Origin of the sequence: Burkholderia pseudomultivorans, assembly GCF_001718415.1 — a bacterium.
GTDB lineage: Bacteria > Pseudomonadota > Gammaproteobacteria > Burkholderiales > Burkholderiaceae > Burkholderia > Burkholderia pseudomultivorans_A.
The window spans coordinates 2880743-2898158 of the sequence record NZ_CP013377.1; the positions used below are offsets into that span (position 1 = coordinate 2880743).

Here is a 17416-nt window from a genome sequence, read left to right on the forward strand (position 1 = left end):
ATGAGTGCCAAAGACGTTCAATTCCATGGCAGCGCACGCGCCCGTATCGTCAAGGGCGTGAACGTTCTCGCCGATGCCGTGAAGGTGACCCTCGGACCGAAAGGCCGCAACGTGCTGATCGAGCGCAGCTTCGGCGCGCCCACCATCACGAAGGATGGCGTGTCGGTCGCGAAGGAAATCGAGCTGAAGGACCGCTTCGAAAACATGGGCGCGCAGATCGTCAAGCAGGTCGCGTCGAAGACTGCCGATGTCGCCGGCGACGGCACCACCACGGCTACCGTGCTGGCCCAGGCCGTCGTGCAGGAAGGCATGAAGCACGTCGCGGCCGGCATGAACCCGATGGACCTCAAGCGCGGCATCGACAAGGCGGTGGCTGCCGTGCTCGACGAACTGCGCAAGCTTTCGAAGCCGATTTCCACGAACCGCGAGATCGCGCAGGTCGGTTCGATCTCGGCGAATTCCGACGAGGCGATCGGCAAAATCATCGCCGACGCGATGGAGAAGGTCGGCAAGGAAGGCGTGATCACCGTCGAGGACGGCAAGTCGCTCGACAACGAGCTCGACGTGGTCGAAGGCATGCAGTTCGATCGCGGCTACGTCAGCCCCTACTTCATCAACGATCCGGAAAAGCAGGCCGCGTATCTCGACGACGCGCTGATCCTGCTGCACGACAAGAAGATCTCGAACATCCGCGACCTGCTGCCCGTGCTCGAAGCAGCCTCGAAGGCCGGCAAGCCGCTGCTGATCGTCGCCGAAGATATCGACGGCGAAGCATTGGCGACGCTCGTCGTGAACGCGATGCGCGGCATCCTGAAGGTCGCGGCGGTCAAGGCGCCCGGCTTCGGCGACCGGCGCAAGGCCATGCTCGAGGATATCGCCATTCTCACGGGTGCGACCGTCATCTCGGAGGAAACCGGCAAGCAGTTGCAGAAGGCCACGCTCGAGGATCTCGGCCGCGCGAAGCGCGTCGAGGTGCGCAAGGACGACACGATCATCATCGACGGCGCCGGTGACGAGAAGCGCATCGAAGCGCGCGTGAAGGCGATCCGCACGCAGATCGACGAGGCGACGAGCGACTACGATCGCGAGAAGCTGCAGGAGCGCGTGGCGAAGCTCGCGGGCGGCGTCGCCGTCATCAAGGTCGGTGCGGCGACCGAAGTCGAGATGAAGGAAAAGAAGGACCGCGTGGACGATGCCCTGCACGCGACCCGTGCGGCGGTCGAGGAAGGCATCGTGCCGGGAGGCGGCGTCGCGCTGCTGCGTGCGCGTTCGATGGTGAAGGAACTGAAGGGCGCCAACAGCGATCAGGATGCCGGTATCCAGATCGTGCTGCGCGCGCTCGAAGCGCCGCTGCGCGTCATCGCTTCGAATGCGGGGGATGAGCCTTCGGTCGTCGTCGCCAAGGTGCTCGAAGGCACGGGCAACTTCGGCTACAACGCGGCGACCGGCGAATACGGCGATCTGGTCGAGGCAGGCGTGGTCGATCCGACCAAGGTCACGCGCACGGCATTGCAGAATGCCGCGTCGATCGCCGGCCTGATCCTGACGACGGACGCATCGGTTGCCGAAGCGCCGAAGGACGCCGATCCGGCGCCGTCCGCCACGCCGGAACTCGAGTACTGACCTGACAGCGGCTCGTGCAAGCGCCGGCTAACCAGTCGCGGCCGGCGCAACACGTTCGGCGCCGCACGCCCACTCGGCACGCGGCGCCGCTTTTTGCCCAGGACCGCCATGAAACTCTCGCTTCTGATCGACTCGAAGCCGCTCGACATCGAGATCGACGATGTCGTGGCAGGACTGTTGTCCGCGAGGCTCGACCTGCCCGCGGGCCATGACAATGCGGATGCCCTCGCGCGCTATCTCAGCGACAAGGGCCAACCGTGGATTCTCGACGAGGAACACATGCGCAAGCGCATATTTCGCCGGCTGATTCTCGACATCGCCGATCCGTCGCTGATCATCCGCCATCTGATGGCAGACGAATGAAGTCGCTCGACCGGCGAGGTCGAGCATGCGCTGGCGGCGTCGAACCGCTGCATCGCCCCTAGCCGCGCGTGTCGACCCAGTGGCGCGCCCAGCGGGCCGAGTACTGCAGCGCCTGCTCTTCGCTCGCGAAGTAATCGAGCGAATAGAACTGGTAGCGGCCTTCGGTCCGTGCGCTGCCGTGACGTTCGAGCAGCAGGTTCGAGGAAAAGCTGCCGTCGGGCAAACGATGTGCCGACGGTCGGACGGCATAGCCGTTGTATTGTTGAATTGTTTCGTTATGCATTTTAATTTTAATGATGTTCGAGATCGGACGTACCGTGCGCATTGCGCGCGGATACGCTGATTCAAAGCCGTCGTGGCCGAATCGGGAGCAGTCGGCAAGCGCAAGAGACGTTGCCGTCCGGGAGAAGAATGAAGCGCGACGAGACGCGTGGCGCGATCGAGCCGATTGATGCTCGGCCGGCGTCCTGAAGCCGTCAATTGACGATACCGGTATCCGTGGAGAATCCTTGATGACGAATGGAAAAATTTGCCCGACTGACGAGCGGGTGAAGCATCAAGGAGGGAGAGGACAACGAATACCGCTGAGGGGGGAGCAGTGGATGAACAGCTATCGAACTTCTTGAACTTCGGACGACACGGTACCTGCTGGAGACTGCCGGCGTCAACACTTATGTTGTAACTGTTTCGTCAGGCGGCCTGCCGCGCCTCGCCGCGCGCTGCCATCTGCGGCGCGCCGGGCAAGCGTTTCATCGGTGCAGGGCCATTGTTCAGACGTTTGTCTCAACGCCCCGGATTATCCGTCTCCAACCCCGTTTCGACCGGCCGTTCATGCCGAAGGGTTATAAGCAATGCCGCTCTGGCCCGGAAAGGCCGTCTTATACTGGTAAGGACGTTCAGGTCTTTCTTGCCTGGCCGGACGAACAAAGGAGGTATGTATGAGCACCTGCAATGAGCCTCATCACGCCCAGCATGAACATCAACATGGTCCGGCTTGCGGCCACACGGCAATCAGGCATGGCGACCACGTCGACTATCTCCACGACGGCCATCTGCATCATCCGCACGGCGATCATGTCGACGAGCACAAGATCGAAGTCAGCGCGAAAAATCCGGATCAGTGTACGCCGGGCTGCGGCGACCATGAACCGGGCCATGTACACGGTCCGGGCTGCGGGCATGAAGCCGTACCGCACGGCGATCATGTCGATTATCTGGTCAACGGGCGCCTTCATCACCCGCATGGCGATCACTGCGACGACCATGGCACGGTGGACCTCGCCTGAGCACGTTTGCAGGCGGTGGTAGCGCGGACGATCGCCGATAATGCCGCGGCCGCGTCGAGCGCCACGCGACGACCCGAAAATTTTCACGATCGCTCTCAGGTTTTCCGACCGTGGGCCGATAACTTATCGGGACCCACCTCGTGCCAGAGATGTCCTTTTTCCTTCGCTGCTTGCGCGTTGCGCAAGCAGCTTTTTTCATTCCGGCGCCGGTATCGCCGCCGATCGACGGCTCACTCCACGTTGAAATGCACGCGGACATCCTGTCGGCTCTCCACCGGATGCCCGTCCTCCGTCGCCGGGAAAAAACGCCATCTCCGCAGCGTCTCCAGCAGTATCTGATTGAGCCGGGGATTGGGCGTCGGCTTCACGAGCTCGATGTCGAACGTCCCGTTCGCATGGACAAAAAAACGCGCGACCGCGACAGCTTGATACGCCTGCTCGCGAAGATCGTCGGGAAGCGCCGGCAGCGGCTGGGACAGCAGGCGCGCCTGCGTGCCGCCCGTCGAGTTCGCATGCGCGGGCGGCGCATCGCTTTGCGTCGGCGGCGCCGGGCGCGCATCGTCGGCAGTGTGTGCGGATTGCGTGGGCGTTGAAGGCGATGGCGTCACCGGCGCGTCATTCGACGGCGCGGTCGCCGGGCGCGCGATCGGCGGCGTCGGCCGGGTCGGCGCATGCGGCGCTTGCGCAGTCGTCGGCCGCGACACGGCATGATGCTGGACCGCGACAGGCTCCGCATGATCGACGTGCTGCATGCCCGGCGATGGCGGCGGCAGTTCGACCGGCGGCAGTTCGACCAGCTGCATCTGTATCGCCTCGGGCCGCGCGGGAGCGGGCCGCTCACCCATGAACAGCTTCAGCGCGCCCCCGAGAAACGCGTACCACAGCAGGCTCGCGACGCCGATTGCCATGGCGAAACGACGCACGTCCCGCTTCGGCCGGCCGCCGGATACCGGCAAGCGTTCATTCACGATGGACCGCAACGAGAAAATGTTCGGCGCCCGCGCGGCGCGCTTCGAGCATCGCCTGCACGACGACGCCGTGCGAAGCGCGATTGTCGGCTGCGACGATGATGTCGTGATCGCGGCCGAGCAGGCGGGCGACGGTGCCGCTCACCTGCGCGAGCGCCGTCGGCTGCTGGTTGATGAAGATCCGGTCGCCTTGGTCGACCGACAGCGTGAGCGGTCGATCGGCTTGCAGCTGCGTTGCGCTGCCATGCGGGAGATCGATGCGGACCGCATCGAGTCGCTGCATCGCGAGCGAGGTCAGCATGAAGGTCGCGAGCAGGAAGAACATCACGTCGATCATCGGGATGATCTCGATACGTCCACGCTTCGAGGCGCGCGAGCGGCGCAGCTTCATGCCGAGGCTCCGCGGTCCTGCACGAGCCGCAGCTCGCCCAGGCGTTCGTTCGCGTGCAACTCGATGTCGTCCATCAGGCGGTCGACGCGGCGCGAGAAGTAGTTGAACGCGAACAGCGCGACCAGCGCTATCACGAGGCCGATTGCGGTCGCGACGAGCGCCTGCGCGACCCCGCCCGACACGCCGGCCGGATTGACGAGCCCGTCGCCGCCGATCAGCCGGAACGAATGCATCATGCCGACGATCGTGCCGAGCAGGCCGAGCAAGGGCGCGGCCGTGACGATCGTTTCGAGCAGCCACAGGCCGCGGCTCATGTCGCGCTCGATGCGCTGCGCAATCGCGTCGATCTTCGCTTCGGCGCGCCAGAGCGGCATCCCGCCCTCCTCGAAGATCGCGCCGAGCCGACGCATCACATGTGCGTCGGGGTAGTCGCGCGACGCGTCGTGGATGCCGCGCGCGAAGCGCCAGAATACGTATCCGCGATCGATGATGATCGCCAGCGCGACGATCGCCAGCGCACTCAGCGGATAGACGACCCAGCCGCCGATCCGCAACGCATCGGTAAATCCCGTCCACTCGTTCATCGTCATTCCTCGTCCTGCTCGAAGCTCAGAAGTGTTTCGTCAGACCCGCGTAGATCGCGCGCCTCGGCCCGTACTGCGGCGCGCCCACGCCGATGCCGGAACCGTCGCGCAGTTCGTAGACGCGACCGAACGCGTTGACGAGCGACGCCCGCACGTCGAATTTGCCGATGATCGGCTCGTCGAAATGCCGCGACACGCCGAGGTTGAGCTGCATGTACCAAGGCAGGCGATCCGTGTTCGCGAAGCCGCTGCGCAGCCCGCTGCCGACCGTCGCGTCGGCGCTGAACGTCGTGCGACCCAGCGTATACGCGCCGCCGAACGACGCGGTGATGCGCTGGTCGTGATCGAGATAGACCCAGTTGTTGGCGATGTACGCGAGTTCGTCCGGGCCGAAATTGAACTGCGCGGATTCGATGCCCTTGCCCTGGGCACGGCTGTACGCGACGTTCAGATAGGCGGACACGTTGTCCTGCTTGTAGCTCGACGTGAACTCCACGCCGTAGACGCGGCCTTCCTGATAGTTGAACGGCGTGAAGATCAGCGCGGTGCCGAACTGTCCTTCGTCGAGCAGATCGGAGGCCTTCTTGTAATACGCGTCGAGGCCGACGGTCAGCGCGGGCGTGAGACGCTGCGTGACGCCGATGTCGAAGTAGTGGCTGCGTTCCGGTTTCACCGGATCGTTCTGCGTCGACGGCGACTGATTCGTCGTGCCCTGGAACCGGCTGACCGTCGCGGCGGACACGAGCTCGAACGCGGGCGGCGTGAAATAGCGCGCGTAGCCGGCATGCAGCGTGGTGGTCTCGGTGGCCTGATAGACGATGCCGATCCGCGGGCTGACCTGGCCTGCCTGCACGTACTCGTTCATCCGGTCGAAGCGCAGGCCGTAGTTCAGCGTCAGCTTCGGCGTGATCTTCCACTCGTCCTGCGCGTAGAGGCTGAACAGATAGCCGGGCTTGCTGTGCGCGTCCTGGATCGTCAGCGGCTGGTCCGACAGCTGGTTGCCGTCCGCATCGGCCGGGAACACGGTGACGCTGTCGTTGAAGGTCGCGTGCTCGACCTCCGCCATCAGGCCCGCCCGCAGCGTATGCGTGTCGTTCAGGCGATACGTGAAATCGGCCTGCGTGCCGCTTGCGCGATTGCTGTGAAAGTCGCTCGATGCGACGCCGTTGAAGATCAGGTCGCCGACCGGGTCGGGATTGAACTTCGTGCGCGTATAGCGGGTGAACAGCGCCACCTGATAGTCGAGCGCGCCGCCGTTCGTGCCTTGCAGCGCGAGCACTGCGAAGTTGTTGAGTTCGGCCTGCGTTTCGTTCAGATTCGCGGAGTCGAAGCTCGACTGCCCGTTCAGCGTGTAGGACGGCGAAATACCGGGCGTATTGGGAATCTCGAAGCGGTTGCTCGTCGCGCCGAACATCAGGCTCACGCGCGTGAGCGGGTTGATCAGGTACGACATGTAGCCGAACGCGTCGCCCTGGCGCGTGTGGTCGTGCAGCGGACTGCCGTTCGACGTCGGCGCCTCGATGCCGAGATTGTTTTCGCCGAGCGTGCCGGAGAAGTAATAGCTGAACGCGCCTTGCGAGCCGAATACGTCGGCGCTCGTGCGCAGCGTCTGATGGCTGCCGCCGTATACGTCGATCGTGCCGCCATTGCCCGTGTCGCCCGACTTGGTGTGGATGTCGACGACGCCGGCAGTCCGATAGCCGTATTGCGCGGGCAGCGCGCCGGTGATCAGGCTGACCTGGTCGACGATCCGCGTATCGAGCGACTGGCCGAAGCCGCTGATCGGTTCCGGGATGATGATGCCGTTCAGCCGGTACTGCAGGTTCGCATGGTCGCCGCGCACGTGCAGTTGCCCGTAGGAGTCGTCGGCGACGCCCGGGGCCTGCAGCAGCACCTGGTTGAGCGGCGTGTTGTCGCCCTGCGGCAGCGCCTGGATGTCGGCCTGCGAGAGGCGATAGACGCTGCTCCCCACTTCCGGCAGCAGGCCGTTGCGGGCGCGGTCGAGCCGCTTCGCGTTGACCGACACGTCGAGCGTTGCGTTCGCGTCCTTGCCGAGCGCCACGTCCACCGGCTCCGGCGAGCGGCCCTGCGTGACCGTCGCGATGCCGCTGCCGGTCGTGTAGCCGTCCGCGTCGACGACTGCCGCATAGGTGCCGGGCGGCACATGGTCGAACCGGAACCGGCCGTCCGCGCCCGTCGTCGTGCGGGCGACCGCGTGCCCGTCGGTGTCCTGCAGGACGACGCGTGCGTGGGCAAGCCCCCGTCCCCGGTTGTCGGCGACGGTACCGGCGACCGTGGCATCGGCATCCGCCGCAACGGCGTCGACACGAACGACCGCGGTCAGCACGAGGACGGCGACCTGTGACGCAAGCATGCGATTGATTTTCATAGTGCGAATCGGAAGAAGAAATGTTTTCCCCGAAGCCCGCAAGAACCGCATGCCGAATCGTAAGGATACGATATAACATATCGTAAGCTGGACCCGGTTTGCGCCGAAGGAAGTCGTGTTCGTCTGAGTGTGGGGCTAAGGTGCGTCGGTCGAGATGATATAACGTTGCACAACGCCAGCGCAATGCGCGGCGACAGCGCCGCGCTTTCCCGTCGGGGTCAGCTTCCGTCCCGCTCAACCGCGGGATTTACGCGCGGCGCACACCGAGCAACATGCCCAACAGCGCAGGCAGCACGAGCAGGACGAGCGGAAGCTGCACGATCAAGCCGGAGATGATCGCGACCGCCAGCGGCTGCTGCATCGCCGAGCCCTGCCCGAGCGCGAATGCGAGCGGAAGCAGTGCGAGGATCGCGGCGATCGTCGTCATCGCGATCGGCCGCAGCCGGTTGCGGCCCGCCGCGAGCAACGCGGCATCGGGCGCCATCCCTTCGTCGCGCACGAGCCCCTGGAATTCCGATACGTAGAAGATCGCGACCTCGGTCACGATGCCGATGATCATCGTCATGCCCATCATCGCGGAGATGTTGAGCTCGATGCCCGTCACCCACAGCCCGATGAACACCGCGCCGGTCGCGCACAGCGGCATCGCCATCACCGCGAGCGCGACGCGGAAGCGTTCGTACAGAAACAGCAGCAACCCGAATACCAGCGCGACCGCCGCGCCGAACACCGCGATCAGTCCGCGAAACGCGATCTGCTGTTGCTGGTACAGCCCGCCGAGTTCGTAATAGACGCCGCGCGGCAACAGGTTCGCGTCGCCGAGCGCGTGCTGCACGTCGGCGATCGTCGAGCCGAGATCGCGCCCGTCGATCCGTGCGGTGACGGCGACCATCCGCTTCAGGTTGTCGCGGCTGATCTCGGGCTGGCCGCTGACCGTGATGCGATCGGTCACGCGATCGAGCGGGAACAGGTGCCCGTCGGGCGCGTGAATCTGCAGCGCGCCGAGCCCCGTGTCGTTCATCCGCATCGCGTTCGACACGCGCACGCGCACGCCGACCGTCTTCGGCCCCTGCTGGAACTGGGTCGCAACGCTGCCCTCGAGCAGATCCGACACCTGTTGCGCGATCGACTGCGGGTCCATCCCTTCGGCAGCGGCGGCATCGGGCCGGATGTGCAGATCGAGCGCATCGCCGGCCGGATTGATGCCGTTGTCGACGTCGACGATGCCGGGGATCCTGCCGATGCGCGCGGCCACGCGCTGCGCGGTCGCGTCGAGCACGTTGGCATCGTCGGAGTAGATCTTGATCTGCACGGGCTGCGGTACCGCGGTCAGGTCGCCGATCAGGTCTTCCATCAGTTGCGCGAGCTCGACGTTGACGCCGGGCACGTTCGCCTCGACCTTCGAGCGAATCTCCTCCATCACGGTTTCGATCGGCTCGCGCGAACCCGATTTCAGGCGTACGAAGAAGTCGCCCTTGTTCGGCTCGTTGAGATCGCCGCCGAGGCCGGCGCCGGTTCGACGCGAATACGTCGCAACGTTCGGGTTCCGGCGAATGATCGTCTCGATCTCGCGCATCAGGCGGTCCGTTTCCGTGATCGACGTTCCGGGCGCCGTGTGGTAATCGAGCACGAATCCGCCTTCGTCCATCGACGGCATGAAGCCGCTGCCGACGCGCGTGAACGCAAACACGGCGACCACGACGAGCGGCACGATGCCCGCGAGCGCCAGTACCGGCCGGCGGCTGACGCGCTCGACCAGCGTCGCGTAACGCGTGTTCAGCCAATGCGCGAAGCGCGACTCGCGATGCTCCTCCGCGTCGGCCGCGGTGAGCCAGTGATCGCACAGGATCGGGATCGCCAGCCAGCTCACGACGAACGAGATGAACAGCGCACTGGCCATCGTGATCGACAGTGCCTTGAAGAACGCGCCTGTCACGCCGGACAGGAACGCGAGCGGCACGAAGATGATCAGCGTCGCCGCCGACGAGCCGGCGAGCGGCCGCGTGAACTCGAGCGCCGCGCTCATCACGCGGCCGTGGAATGCGTGCGCGCCCGCCTCGCGCATGCGCCGCGCGATGTGCTCGATCATCACGATCGCGTCGTCGATCACGAGCCCGACCGCCGCGGCCATCCCGCCGAGCGTCATGATGTTGAAGCCCATGCCGAACACGTCGAGCAACAGGATCGTCGCGCTCATCACGACCGGCACCAGCGCGACGGCGATCGCGGTGATCTTCCAGTTGCGCAGAAACACGAACAGCGTGAACGCAGCCAGCACGACGCCGATCAGGATCGCATCGCGCACGCTCGACGCGGACGCGATCACGAGCTGGCTCTGGTCGTACCAGTTGGCGAGATGGACGCCCGCCGGCATCTGCTTCTGGAAGTCCGCGAGCTTTGCGCGGATCGCCGCGGCCATCGCGACACTGTTCGCGCCCGGCTGCTGGAACACGTTCACGAGCACCGCGTCCTGCCCGTCGGCCGTCACGCGGATCCACTGCGGCACCGTGCCGCGCGATACCGTGGCAACGTCGCCGACGCGCACCTGGTTGCCGCCGGCCGACGACACGACCGCATTGCGCAGCGTGTCGAGCGACGTGATCGTCGTGTCGGCCACGACGAGATACAGCTTGTAGTGATCCTCGATCCGGCCGGTCGCCGTCAGCACGTTGCCCGCGCCGATCGCCTTCGACACGTCCTCGACCGATAGCTTGTACGCGGCGAGTCGAGCCGGATCGATGTCGACCTGCAATTCATCCTGCGCCCCGCCCGTCACTTCGACGCGCGCCACGCCGTCGACCGACGATAGCAGCGGCCGCAACTGAAATTGCGCGAGATCGCGCAGCTGCGACAGCGACTGCCGGGACGAGGTGAGGCTGTACGCAAGCACGGGGAACACGGTCGGGTCCATCCGCTTGACCTGCATCGTCGTGCCGTTCGGCATCGACGGCAGGATCTCCGCGATCGCCGACTGCGCCTGCAGCGTCGCCTGCGCCATGTCGGTGCCCCAGTCGAAATTCAGCGAGATCTCCGCCGAGCCGCGGCTCGTTTTCGATTCGACATCGCGCACGCCCGGCACGCGCCGCAGCGCCTCCTCGACCGGCATCGTCACGAGCGTCGCCATCTGCTCGGCCGGCCGGTCGCCCGCATCGAGCGAGACGACGGCGCGCGGAAACGATACGTTCGGAAACAGCGAGATCGGCAGGCGAAACGCCGTCAGCGCGCCGGCGACCGCGAGCAGCGCGACGATGAACAGCAGCGATCGCCGGTGCATCTGCATCCATTGCCCGACGTTCATTGACGTGCGCCTCCGGCGGAACGAACCGCCATCCCGTCCTGCAATTCATAGTTGCCGGTGACGACGAGCGGCTCCGACGCATTCAGCGGGCCGTCCACGCCGTAGCGGTCGCCGCTTTCGACGCGCACCGCGACATCGACGCGGTGCGCGACATGCTTCGGCGTGACCTGGAACACGTACGCGCCCTTTGCGTCCTGCAGGACGGCCGAGCGCGGCACGACCCACCACGTGCCCGTCTGCGTCGCGATGTCGGCGCTCACGCGGGTGCCGGGGATGAATGCGGTGCCGCCGAGCGGCACGTTCGCGCCGACGTTCACGAGCTGGCTTTGAGGATCGATCGACGCACCCGCGACGACGACCTGCCCGGCCGGCGCCGCGTGCGCGAGCGCGGTGGACAGCCCGTGCAGCACGACCGTATCGCCCGCGCGAATCGACGCGGCCGCGGACGGATCGACGCCGAGCGTCACGTTGGCCTGGCGGCCGGACGCGCCATTCGTCGCCGCGAGCTGCGCGATCGTCGCGCCTGCCTGCACCTGGTCGCCCGGCACCGCGGAAAGCTGCGATACGACGCCCGCGAACGGCGCGGTGACCGTCACGTCGCCGCTACGCACGCCCATCTGCCGCTGCGCGGCCTGCGCCTGCTGCGCATCGTCGAGCGCCTTCTGCGCGGCGGCGAGCTGCGATTGCGTCGCCAGCCCGTCGGCGAGCAGCGCACGCGTGCGGGCGAATTCGCCGCGCGCCAGCGTCAACGCGCTGGCGGCCTGCGACGCGGCCAGCGCCGCGGCGGGATCGGCCTGCACGACGACCAGCGGCGCGCCGCGCGCGACCGTCTGGCCGGGCAGCACGAGCACCTTGCGAATGCGCGCCGTGTACGGCAGGTTCACCGACGTGACGCTGGCAGACGAGGTGGCGACGACGCCATAGGCGCGCACCTGTTGCGAGATCGGCGCACGCTGCACGCGCACGGTATCGACCGCGGCGGACACGGCTTCGTCGGCCCGCGCTGGGCTGGCCAACGGCGCGAGCGCGGCAAAGGCGGCGGCGAGTACGGCGGCTGACAAAGCCGCGCGACGGCAGGTCAAGCGATTCGGGACGACTGGCATGAGGTCAACGCTGGGTGGAATCGGTGGAAAAGGCATCCGGGACCGCGCTGCCGAGCAGCGCCTGCAGGCCGATGCGCTGCTCGGCCAGTGCGTCGCGCTGTGTGGCCACGTCGATGCGCTTCGTCAACGCGGCGAGCTGCGCATCGGTGTACTGCCCGAGCGTGATGTCGTGCGCGGCATACGCGTGCTGTGCATGCACGGCCGCCTGTTCGAGCGCGGGCAAGGCCGCCTCGTCGCCGGCCAGCTGCTGCGCGGCGAGTCGCGCATCGGCACGCAGATGCGCGATGTCCGCATAGGCGGTGTTCAGCCGGGTCTGGTATTCGTCGCCGAGGCGCTGACGGGTCGCCTGCTCGATCGCGATGTTGCCGCGATTGCGATTGAAGATCGGCAGACTCAGCGTGATCTGGAAGCCGGTCGTATAGATGCCCGACGTGTCGCGTGCACGATTGAAGCCGACGTTGAGGCTCGGGAACTGGTTCAGGATCGCTGCGCGGTACTTCTGCTCCTGCGCCTCGTAGCCGGCCTGCAGCGCGATCAGGTCCGGTCGCCGCTTCGGCAGCGCGGCGAGCGCATCGTCGAGCGTCGCATCGGGCAACGCCGTCGTCGCATCGGAACCGGCAAGCCGCAGTTCGACATCCGGCGCGAGGCCGAGCAGCGCATCGAGATCGTGACGGGTCTGCTCGCGCGCCACGACCATGTCGCCGTATTGCTTGCGCGCGTCGCTGTATGCGGTCGATGCGACGGTGACCGCGTCGTCGGTGACGTTGCCGGCCTCGCGCGCATGCGCGATCCGCTCGTAGCGCATCGCATCGAGATCGCGCGCCTGGGCGAGCAGCGGCAGCACCGCGTCCTGGTAGCGCGCCTTCGTATAGAGCTGCTTCGCCTGCGCGACAACCTGCCATTCCTGCCACAGCAGGCCGAGATCGGTCTTGCGCACGGTGGCGTCGGCGGAATGCTTGTTCGCATTGCGTGACACGATCGCCATCACGTCCATGCTCAGGCCGTAGGTAAACGCGCGCTCGAGGCCGACCGCGCCCGGATAATCGCTCGACACCGACAGTTGCGGATCGGGCAGCAGCCCCGCGGAATATGCCTGCGCCTGCGCAATGCCGAGATCGTCGCGGGCGAGCTTCAGGTCGGGATTGTTCGCGACCGCAAGCATCGCGACGTCTTCGATGTCGAAGCCGGAGGACGGGTCGAAGCGATGCGCGGCCAATTCCGGCAGCGGCATTTTTGCCGGGTCGATGCGGATCCGGTCGAGTTCGTCGGCGGTGGTCAGCGTCGCATGCGACGCGAGGGGCTGCGGGCGATAGGTCGTGCAGCCGCCGAACGCGGCGATGCACGACACCGCGCAAGCCAGCGCGGCACGCGGACCAAAACCGGGGAACGGCGACGCAGCAAGCAGAGAGCGGAACAACTGTCGCTCCTTGTCGGGTTGACGTGAAAATGGACGCGGCTCCGATCGATCGGAGCGGATGCGGCGCCATTATCCCGACTGCTTGCTTAAGAGGTGATTAAGCAGACGCAGATGACGGGTTTCGGGTCGTCAATCGAGTCAAGCCGGTCTAGAGCGGGTGCTTTTCGTTGCGGCATCGTGCATGGCCGGTCCGGCCGCGCCACTCGCCGCCGCGTCGACGCTCGACGCGGCCAGTTCCGCGAAACCTGGAACGACGGTGATCAGTCGGTGGTTGCCGGAGGCAGCTTCGCCTGTCTCCTCGCCCGATCGTTCACGATCTGATGGCGGCGATGATCCGTCATCTTCTTCCACGCGCGCGCTTCGTCCCGTGTCCGCAGACACGCCACGCAGTAGCCGGTCTTGCCGTCGAACACGCACACTTCGACGCAAGGCGATTTGACCGCCATGCTCAGCGCCCCCTTGCGGCCGGCACCACTTCGACGGTCACGTGCGACAGATCCTTGAAGCGTTGCAGCAGGCCATGATAGAAGCGCGAATCCCGCGCAGCGTCGTCGGTCGAGACGGAGATGACCGCGCTCATGTGCCCCGGCCCGACACGCCAGACGTGCAGATCGTTGATCCGGTCGCCGCTGCCTTCGATGATGGAGCGCACGCTGTCCGCCAGCCGGCGATCGGGATTCATGTCGAGCAGAATGCCGCCGGTGTCGCGCATCAGGCCGTACGACCAGTTCGCAATCACCAGCGCGCCGATAATCCCCGCCACGGGATCCATCCACACCCAGCCGAACGCACGTGCGAGCAGCAGGCCGATGATCGTGAGGACGGAGACCGCCGCATCGGCGATCACGTGAATGTAGGCGGAGCGGATGTTGTGATCCCGAACCGCCTCGGCGGACACGCCGTGGTCATGTTCGTCGAACGCGAGTTCGTGCTCGCTGCCGTTCAGCCGGACGATGGCCTTGAACGCGTGAGGTTCGGGGATTTCCTCGACCGATTGCAGACAGCCGCCGCGATCTTCCATCGCAAACGCTTGCCGGCTACCGTCCGGGCGGATCGTCGTCACCGACACGGCGCTTGCATCGACGAGCTTCGTATCGGTCGACGCAGGCGTCATGCGGAAAACGGGCGGCACGCCATCTTCGAATATCGACACGAGGAATACGCCGTGCGGATCGACGATCGTATGCACTTCCTCGTCGTGCTGATGATCGCCGTGACTGCCGTGCGCATGCCCGTGATGATGACCGTGGCTGTGACCATGGCTATGGCTATGGCCGTGGTGATCGCCGCTCAGCAGCCAGACGCTCGCGATGTTGACGAGCAATCCGGCGACCGCGATCGGGATCGCTTCACCGAAATGGATCGGAACGGGCGCGAGCAGGCGCGCGATCGCTTCATACCCGATCAGCAGCGCGATCATCGCCAGCACGATGGCGCTCGTGAAGCCTGCCAGGTCGCCGAGCTTTCCCGTGCCGAAGACGAACCGCGGGTCGCTCGCGTGCTTGCGCGCATAGGCATAGGCGAGCGCGGCGATCAGCATCGCGCCGGCATGGGTCGACATGTGCAGCCCGTCGGCGACGAGCGCCAGCGAACCGAAGATCGAGCCGCCGACGATCTCGGCGACCATCATGGCCGCGCACAGCGCGATGACCATCCAGGTCCTGCGCTCGTTCTCCTCGTGCGCGGCGCCCAGAAAAATGTGGTCGTGGCCCGCACCGAATGCGGCGTCCTTGAATTCGCTCATCCCGGCACTCGATTACTTGAAATAGCTGTGGACGACTTCGATCAACTGCTCTGTCGCGCTGCCCTCGTCTTCGTGCCCGTCGGCGTCGACGAGGTGGCTGCGGATGTGATCCTCGAGCACGACCGCGAGCAGGCCGTTCATCGCGCCCCGGCTGCTGGTGATGAGCTGCAGGACTTCGTTGCAGCCGCGCTCTTCTTCCAGCGCACGCTCGATCGCCTCGACCTGCCCCTTGATGCGGCGAACGCGGTTCAGCAGCTTTTGCTTTTCCTTGACGGTATGGCTCACGACGGCTCCCTCTTATAGAGGGGGGGAGTATATGCCAATCCGCGAATCCATATTGGGAGGAGGGGTATATTGCGGCAGACGGAATGGACGGTTTTTCCGCGAAACCGCGGATCGCGGTGTGCGTTCGCGGGCCGACGATCGGGTGGGCGGGTATCGGTCATGACCGGTCGATCATGCCAGCCACCCATCCCCCCTTCGAGCGACGCAACTCCCCGTGCCTACTGGTACTGACGATTCACCGTCTGGTTGGCGTCATTCAGCGGCTCAACGAGATCGATCTGCGATTTCAGCGGATTCGGCTGCTCCACCTGCAAGGCGCCCGACGACGTAAATTCCAGCTGATTGTCGGCGTCGACCGTATACGCCGGCCACGCGATCAAGCCTGCATTCGACGGATTCCCGGTCCTGGCGAAGGCCGTCCAGCAGGCAATCATGTTCTGCGCGACTCGTTCGTCCTGGCTCGTCACTGCCGTGCCATACGTGGCGGAGAGCGTGTCGAACACATAGGGAATCTCGGCGGCATGAAATGCGCCGCCGACCTGGCTGCGTATCGACTGTGCGACATAGGAGAAGCGATAGAGATAAGCCGGCACACCTCGCGAGGCAAAGGTACGCGCGACAAAGCGCGCTGGCTCGTCCATCGTAATGACGCGGGCAATCTGGTTCTCCACGGTCGAAACGGAAGCGGCGCCCGTCGGATCGAACGCCGCGGCAGCCGCGCTCAGGTTCTGCGGACCGAAGATCGCGTAGGCCTGCTCCTTCGTCGTGAGCCCGCGAGTAGCAAAGCCGAGGTCGGCATTGTTGACGCCGAGCAGAAGCGGAACCTTCGCGAACCGGCCGGCCTTGTACTGATTCTCCGGTTCGTCCACGACCAGCTTGCCGTCGATGATGGCGCCGCCCGAGAAGGTCGCGAGGCTATGCGCGGCATTCAATGTCGAAAGGTCGAGACCGTCGAGAACCTGCTCTGCCGGGAGCGCTCGCAGCGCCTTCAACGCGTCTGCGTCGCTGCCGGCGATGCCGAACTCTTCGGCAAACGCGGAGCCCTGTTCTTCCGCCGAGGCGCCCACCGTTTTCGCGTTGCGCGAGAGCGTGCGCCCGTAGTACTGGTTCACGCGCCCATTGCCGGACTCGATGATCGCCTTGGCGAACAGCCCGGATGCCTGCGGTGACGTCAGCAGGTTGTGAATCGCTTCGCCGCCGGCCGATTCTCCGAAGACCGTGACGTTCGCCGGGTCGCCGCCGAAGTTGGCGATGTTGCGCTGTACCCATTTCAGCGCAGCGATCTGATCCAGGTAGCCGTAATTGCCCAAGGTCTCGCCGGATGGCGCGGCGGCTGCCGTCAAAGCCGGATGTGCAAAGAAGCCGAACCGGCCGAGACGGTAGTTCAGCGTGACAATGACGACACCCTGCTTCGCGAACTGCGTGCCGTCGGAGGTCGGCATCGATGTGCCGCCGCTGACGTATCCGCCGCCGTAGATCCAGACCATGACGGGCAAGTTTTGGCCCTTGCTGTCTTGAGGGCGCCAGACGTTCAGGTACAGACAGTCTTCCGACGGCGTGACCGTCAACCCGGAATTCGGGCCGTCGGTCTGCATGCAATCGTGCACGAAAGACGTGGCCTGCCGCACGCCGCTCCATGCGCTCACGGGCTGCGGCGGTCTCCAGCGCAGGGCGCCGACTGGCGGAGCTGCGAACGGAATGCCCTTGAAGGCGACCACGCCGTTGCTCGCCGCGCCCTGCACGGCGCCGTCGGCTGTCACCGCAATGGTGGGATCCGACGTAACGGACGATCCGCCGCCTCCGCAAGCCGCGAGCATGACGGTGAGCGTCGACGAAACGAACAGCGCGGGCATGTACTTCGATCGACCTGCGTGAATACGGCGAGAGAGTCTGTCTTTTTCACAGCGTCGTGTCTCCGTGCAATCGTGGCTGTCACCGTCCTTTATCGCACTCCATCGTCTCGGC

The 17416-nt window shown here is 65.6% G+C and carries 15 protein-coding genes; 2 read left to right on the plus strand and 13 right to left on the minus strand.

Annotated elements, in window-relative coordinates; translation table 11 throughout:
* Both groL and WS57_RS12490 read left to right on the plus strand, forming a co-directional pair.
* A complete protein-coding gene (gene groL / locus WS57_RS12485; RefSeq protein WP_059516307.1) occupies nt 1-1623 on the plus strand; it encodes a chaperonin GroEL in 1623 nt (540 codons plus the stop codon).
* Between the two features lie 108 nt (nt 1624-1731).
* Complete coding sequence (locus WS57_RS12490) at nt 1732-1986, plus strand: hypothetical protein (protein ID WP_009688705.1); 255 nt, start codon at nt 1732-1734, stop codon at nt 1984-1986.
* Nucleotides 1987-2044: 58 nt separating this feature from the next.
* Here WS57_RS12490 and WS57_RS12495 read toward each other — a convergent pair whose 3' ends face one another.
* The 13 genes from WS57_RS12495 to WS57_RS12555 form a co-directional block, all read right to left on the minus strand.
* A complete protein-coding gene (locus WS57_RS12495; protein WP_009688704.1) occupies nt 2045-2269 on the minus strand; it encodes a hypothetical protein in 225 nt (74 codons plus the stop codon).
* Between the two features lie 613 nt (nt 2270-2882).
* Nucleotides 2883-3359: a hypothetical protein gene (locus WS57_RS37860; RefSeq protein WP_208610295.1), complete on the minus strand. Its 477-nt coding sequence runs from the start codon at nt 3357-3359 to the stop codon at nt 2883-2885.
* A 143-nt stretch (nt 3360-3502) separates the two neighbouring features.
* A complete protein-coding gene (locus tag WS57_RS12505) occupies nt 3503-4252 on the minus strand; it encodes an energy transducer TonB (RefSeq protein ID WP_236871895.1) in 750 nt (249 codons plus the stop codon).
* Entirely contained in the window at nt 4233-4631 is a 399-nt protein-coding gene (locus WS57_RS12510; protein ID WP_069244287.1) for an ExbD/TolR family protein, read from the minus strand. The genes WS57_RS12505 and WS57_RS12510 overlap by 20 nt, the downstream gene beginning before the upstream one ends.
* A complete protein-coding gene (locus WS57_RS12515) occupies nt 4628-5215 on the minus strand; it encodes a MotA/TolQ/ExbB proton channel family protein (protein WP_059604449.1) in 588 nt (195 codons plus the stop codon). Before WS57_RS12515 ends, WS57_RS12510 begins: the two co-directional genes overlap by 4 nt.
* Nucleotides 5216-5240: 25 nt before the next feature.
* On the minus strand, nt 5241-7604 hold the full coding sequence (locus WS57_RS12520) for a TonB-dependent receptor (RefSeq protein WP_069244288.1): 2364 nt from the start codon (nt 7602-7604) through the stop codon (nt 5241-5243).
* Nucleotides 7605-7851: 247 nt separating this feature from the next.
* On the minus strand, nt 7852-10902 hold the full coding sequence (locus WS57_RS12525) for an efflux RND transporter permease subunit (RefSeq protein ID WP_069244289.1): 3051 nt from the start codon (nt 10900-10902) through the stop codon (nt 7852-7854).
* Nucleotides 10899-11963, minus strand: coding sequence for an efflux RND transporter periplasmic adaptor subunit (locus WS57_RS12530; protein WP_236871896.1), 1065 nt, complete (start codon nt 11961-11963; stop codon nt 10899-10901). The genes WS57_RS12525 and WS57_RS12530 overlap by 4 nt, the downstream gene beginning before the upstream one ends.
* 46 nt (nt 11964-12009) lie before the next feature.
* Nucleotides 12010-13422: a TolC family protein gene (locus tag WS57_RS12535; protein WP_419469154.1), complete on the minus strand. Its 1413-nt coding sequence runs from the start codon at nt 13420-13422 to the stop codon at nt 12010-12012.
* 260 nt (nt 13423-13682) lie between these two features.
* A complete protein-coding gene (locus tag WS57_RS12540) occupies nt 13683-13868 on the minus strand; it encodes a DUF1289 domain-containing protein (protein ID WP_194794288.1) in 186 nt (61 codons plus the stop codon).
* A 2-nt stretch (nt 13869-13870) separates the two neighbouring features.
* Nucleotides 13871-15166, minus strand: a complete 1296-nt coding sequence (gene dmeF, locus WS57_RS12545) for a CDF family Co(II)/Ni(II) efflux transporter DmeF (RefSeq protein WP_069244290.1) — start codon at nt 15164-15166, stop codon at nt 13871-13873.
* A 12-nt stretch (nt 15167-15178) separates the two neighbouring features.
* Nucleotides 15179-15451, minus strand: coding sequence for a metal/formaldehyde-sensitive transcriptional repressor (locus tag WS57_RS12550; RefSeq protein ID WP_059477495.1), 273 nt, complete (start codon nt 15449-15451; stop codon nt 15179-15181).
* 218 nt (nt 15452-15669) lie between these two features.
* A complete protein-coding gene (locus WS57_RS12555; protein ID WP_236871897.1) occupies nt 15670-17304 on the minus strand; it encodes a carboxylesterase/lipase family protein in 1635 nt (544 codons plus the stop codon).
* Between the last annotated feature and the right edge of the window lie 112 nt (nt 17305-17416).

What these genes read in the sequence shown, in the direction of transcription:
- WS57_RS12490 (WP_009688705.1), top strand. Translation starts at nt 1,732, where the DNA reads ATGAAACTCTCGCTTCTGATCGACTCGAAGCCGCTCGACATCGAGATC.
- dmeF (WP_069244290.1), bottom strand. Translation starts at nt 15,166, where the DNA reads ATGAGCGAATTCAAGGACGCCGCATTCGGTGCGGGCCACGACCACATT.
- WS57_RS12495 (WP_009688704.1), bottom strand. Translation starts at nt 2,269, where the DNA reads ATGCATAACGAAACAATTCAACAATACAACGGCTATGCCGTCCGACCG.
- WS57_RS12510 (WP_069244287.1), bottom strand. Translation starts at nt 4,631, where the DNA reads ATGAAGCTGCGCCGCTCGCGCGCCTCGAAGCGTGGACGTATCGAGATC.
- WS57_RS12525 (WP_069244289.1), bottom strand. Translation starts at nt 10,902, where the DNA reads ATGAACGTCGGGCAATGGATGCAGATGCACCGGCGATCGCTGCTGTTC.
- groL (WP_059516307.1), top strand. Translation starts at nt 1, where the DNA reads ATGAGTGCCAAAGACGTTCAATTCCATGGCAGCGCACGCGCCCGTATC.
- WS57_RS12540 (WP_194794288.1), bottom strand. Translation starts at nt 13,868, where the DNA reads ATGGCGGTCAAATCGCCTTGCGTCGAAGTGTGCGTGTTCGACGGCAAG.
- WS57_RS12555 (WP_236871897.1), bottom strand. Translation starts at nt 17,304, where the DNA reads ATGCCCGCGCTGTTCGTTTCGTCGACGCTCACCGTCATGCTCGCGGCT.
- WS57_RS12520 (WP_069244288.1), bottom strand. Translation starts at nt 7,604, where the DNA reads ATGAAAATCAATCGCATGCTTGCGTCACAGGTCGCCGTCCTCGTGCTG.
- WS57_RS12515 (WP_059604449.1), bottom strand. Translation starts at nt 5,215, where the DNA reads ATGAACGAGTGGACGGGATTTACCGATGCGTTGCGGATCGGCGGCTGG.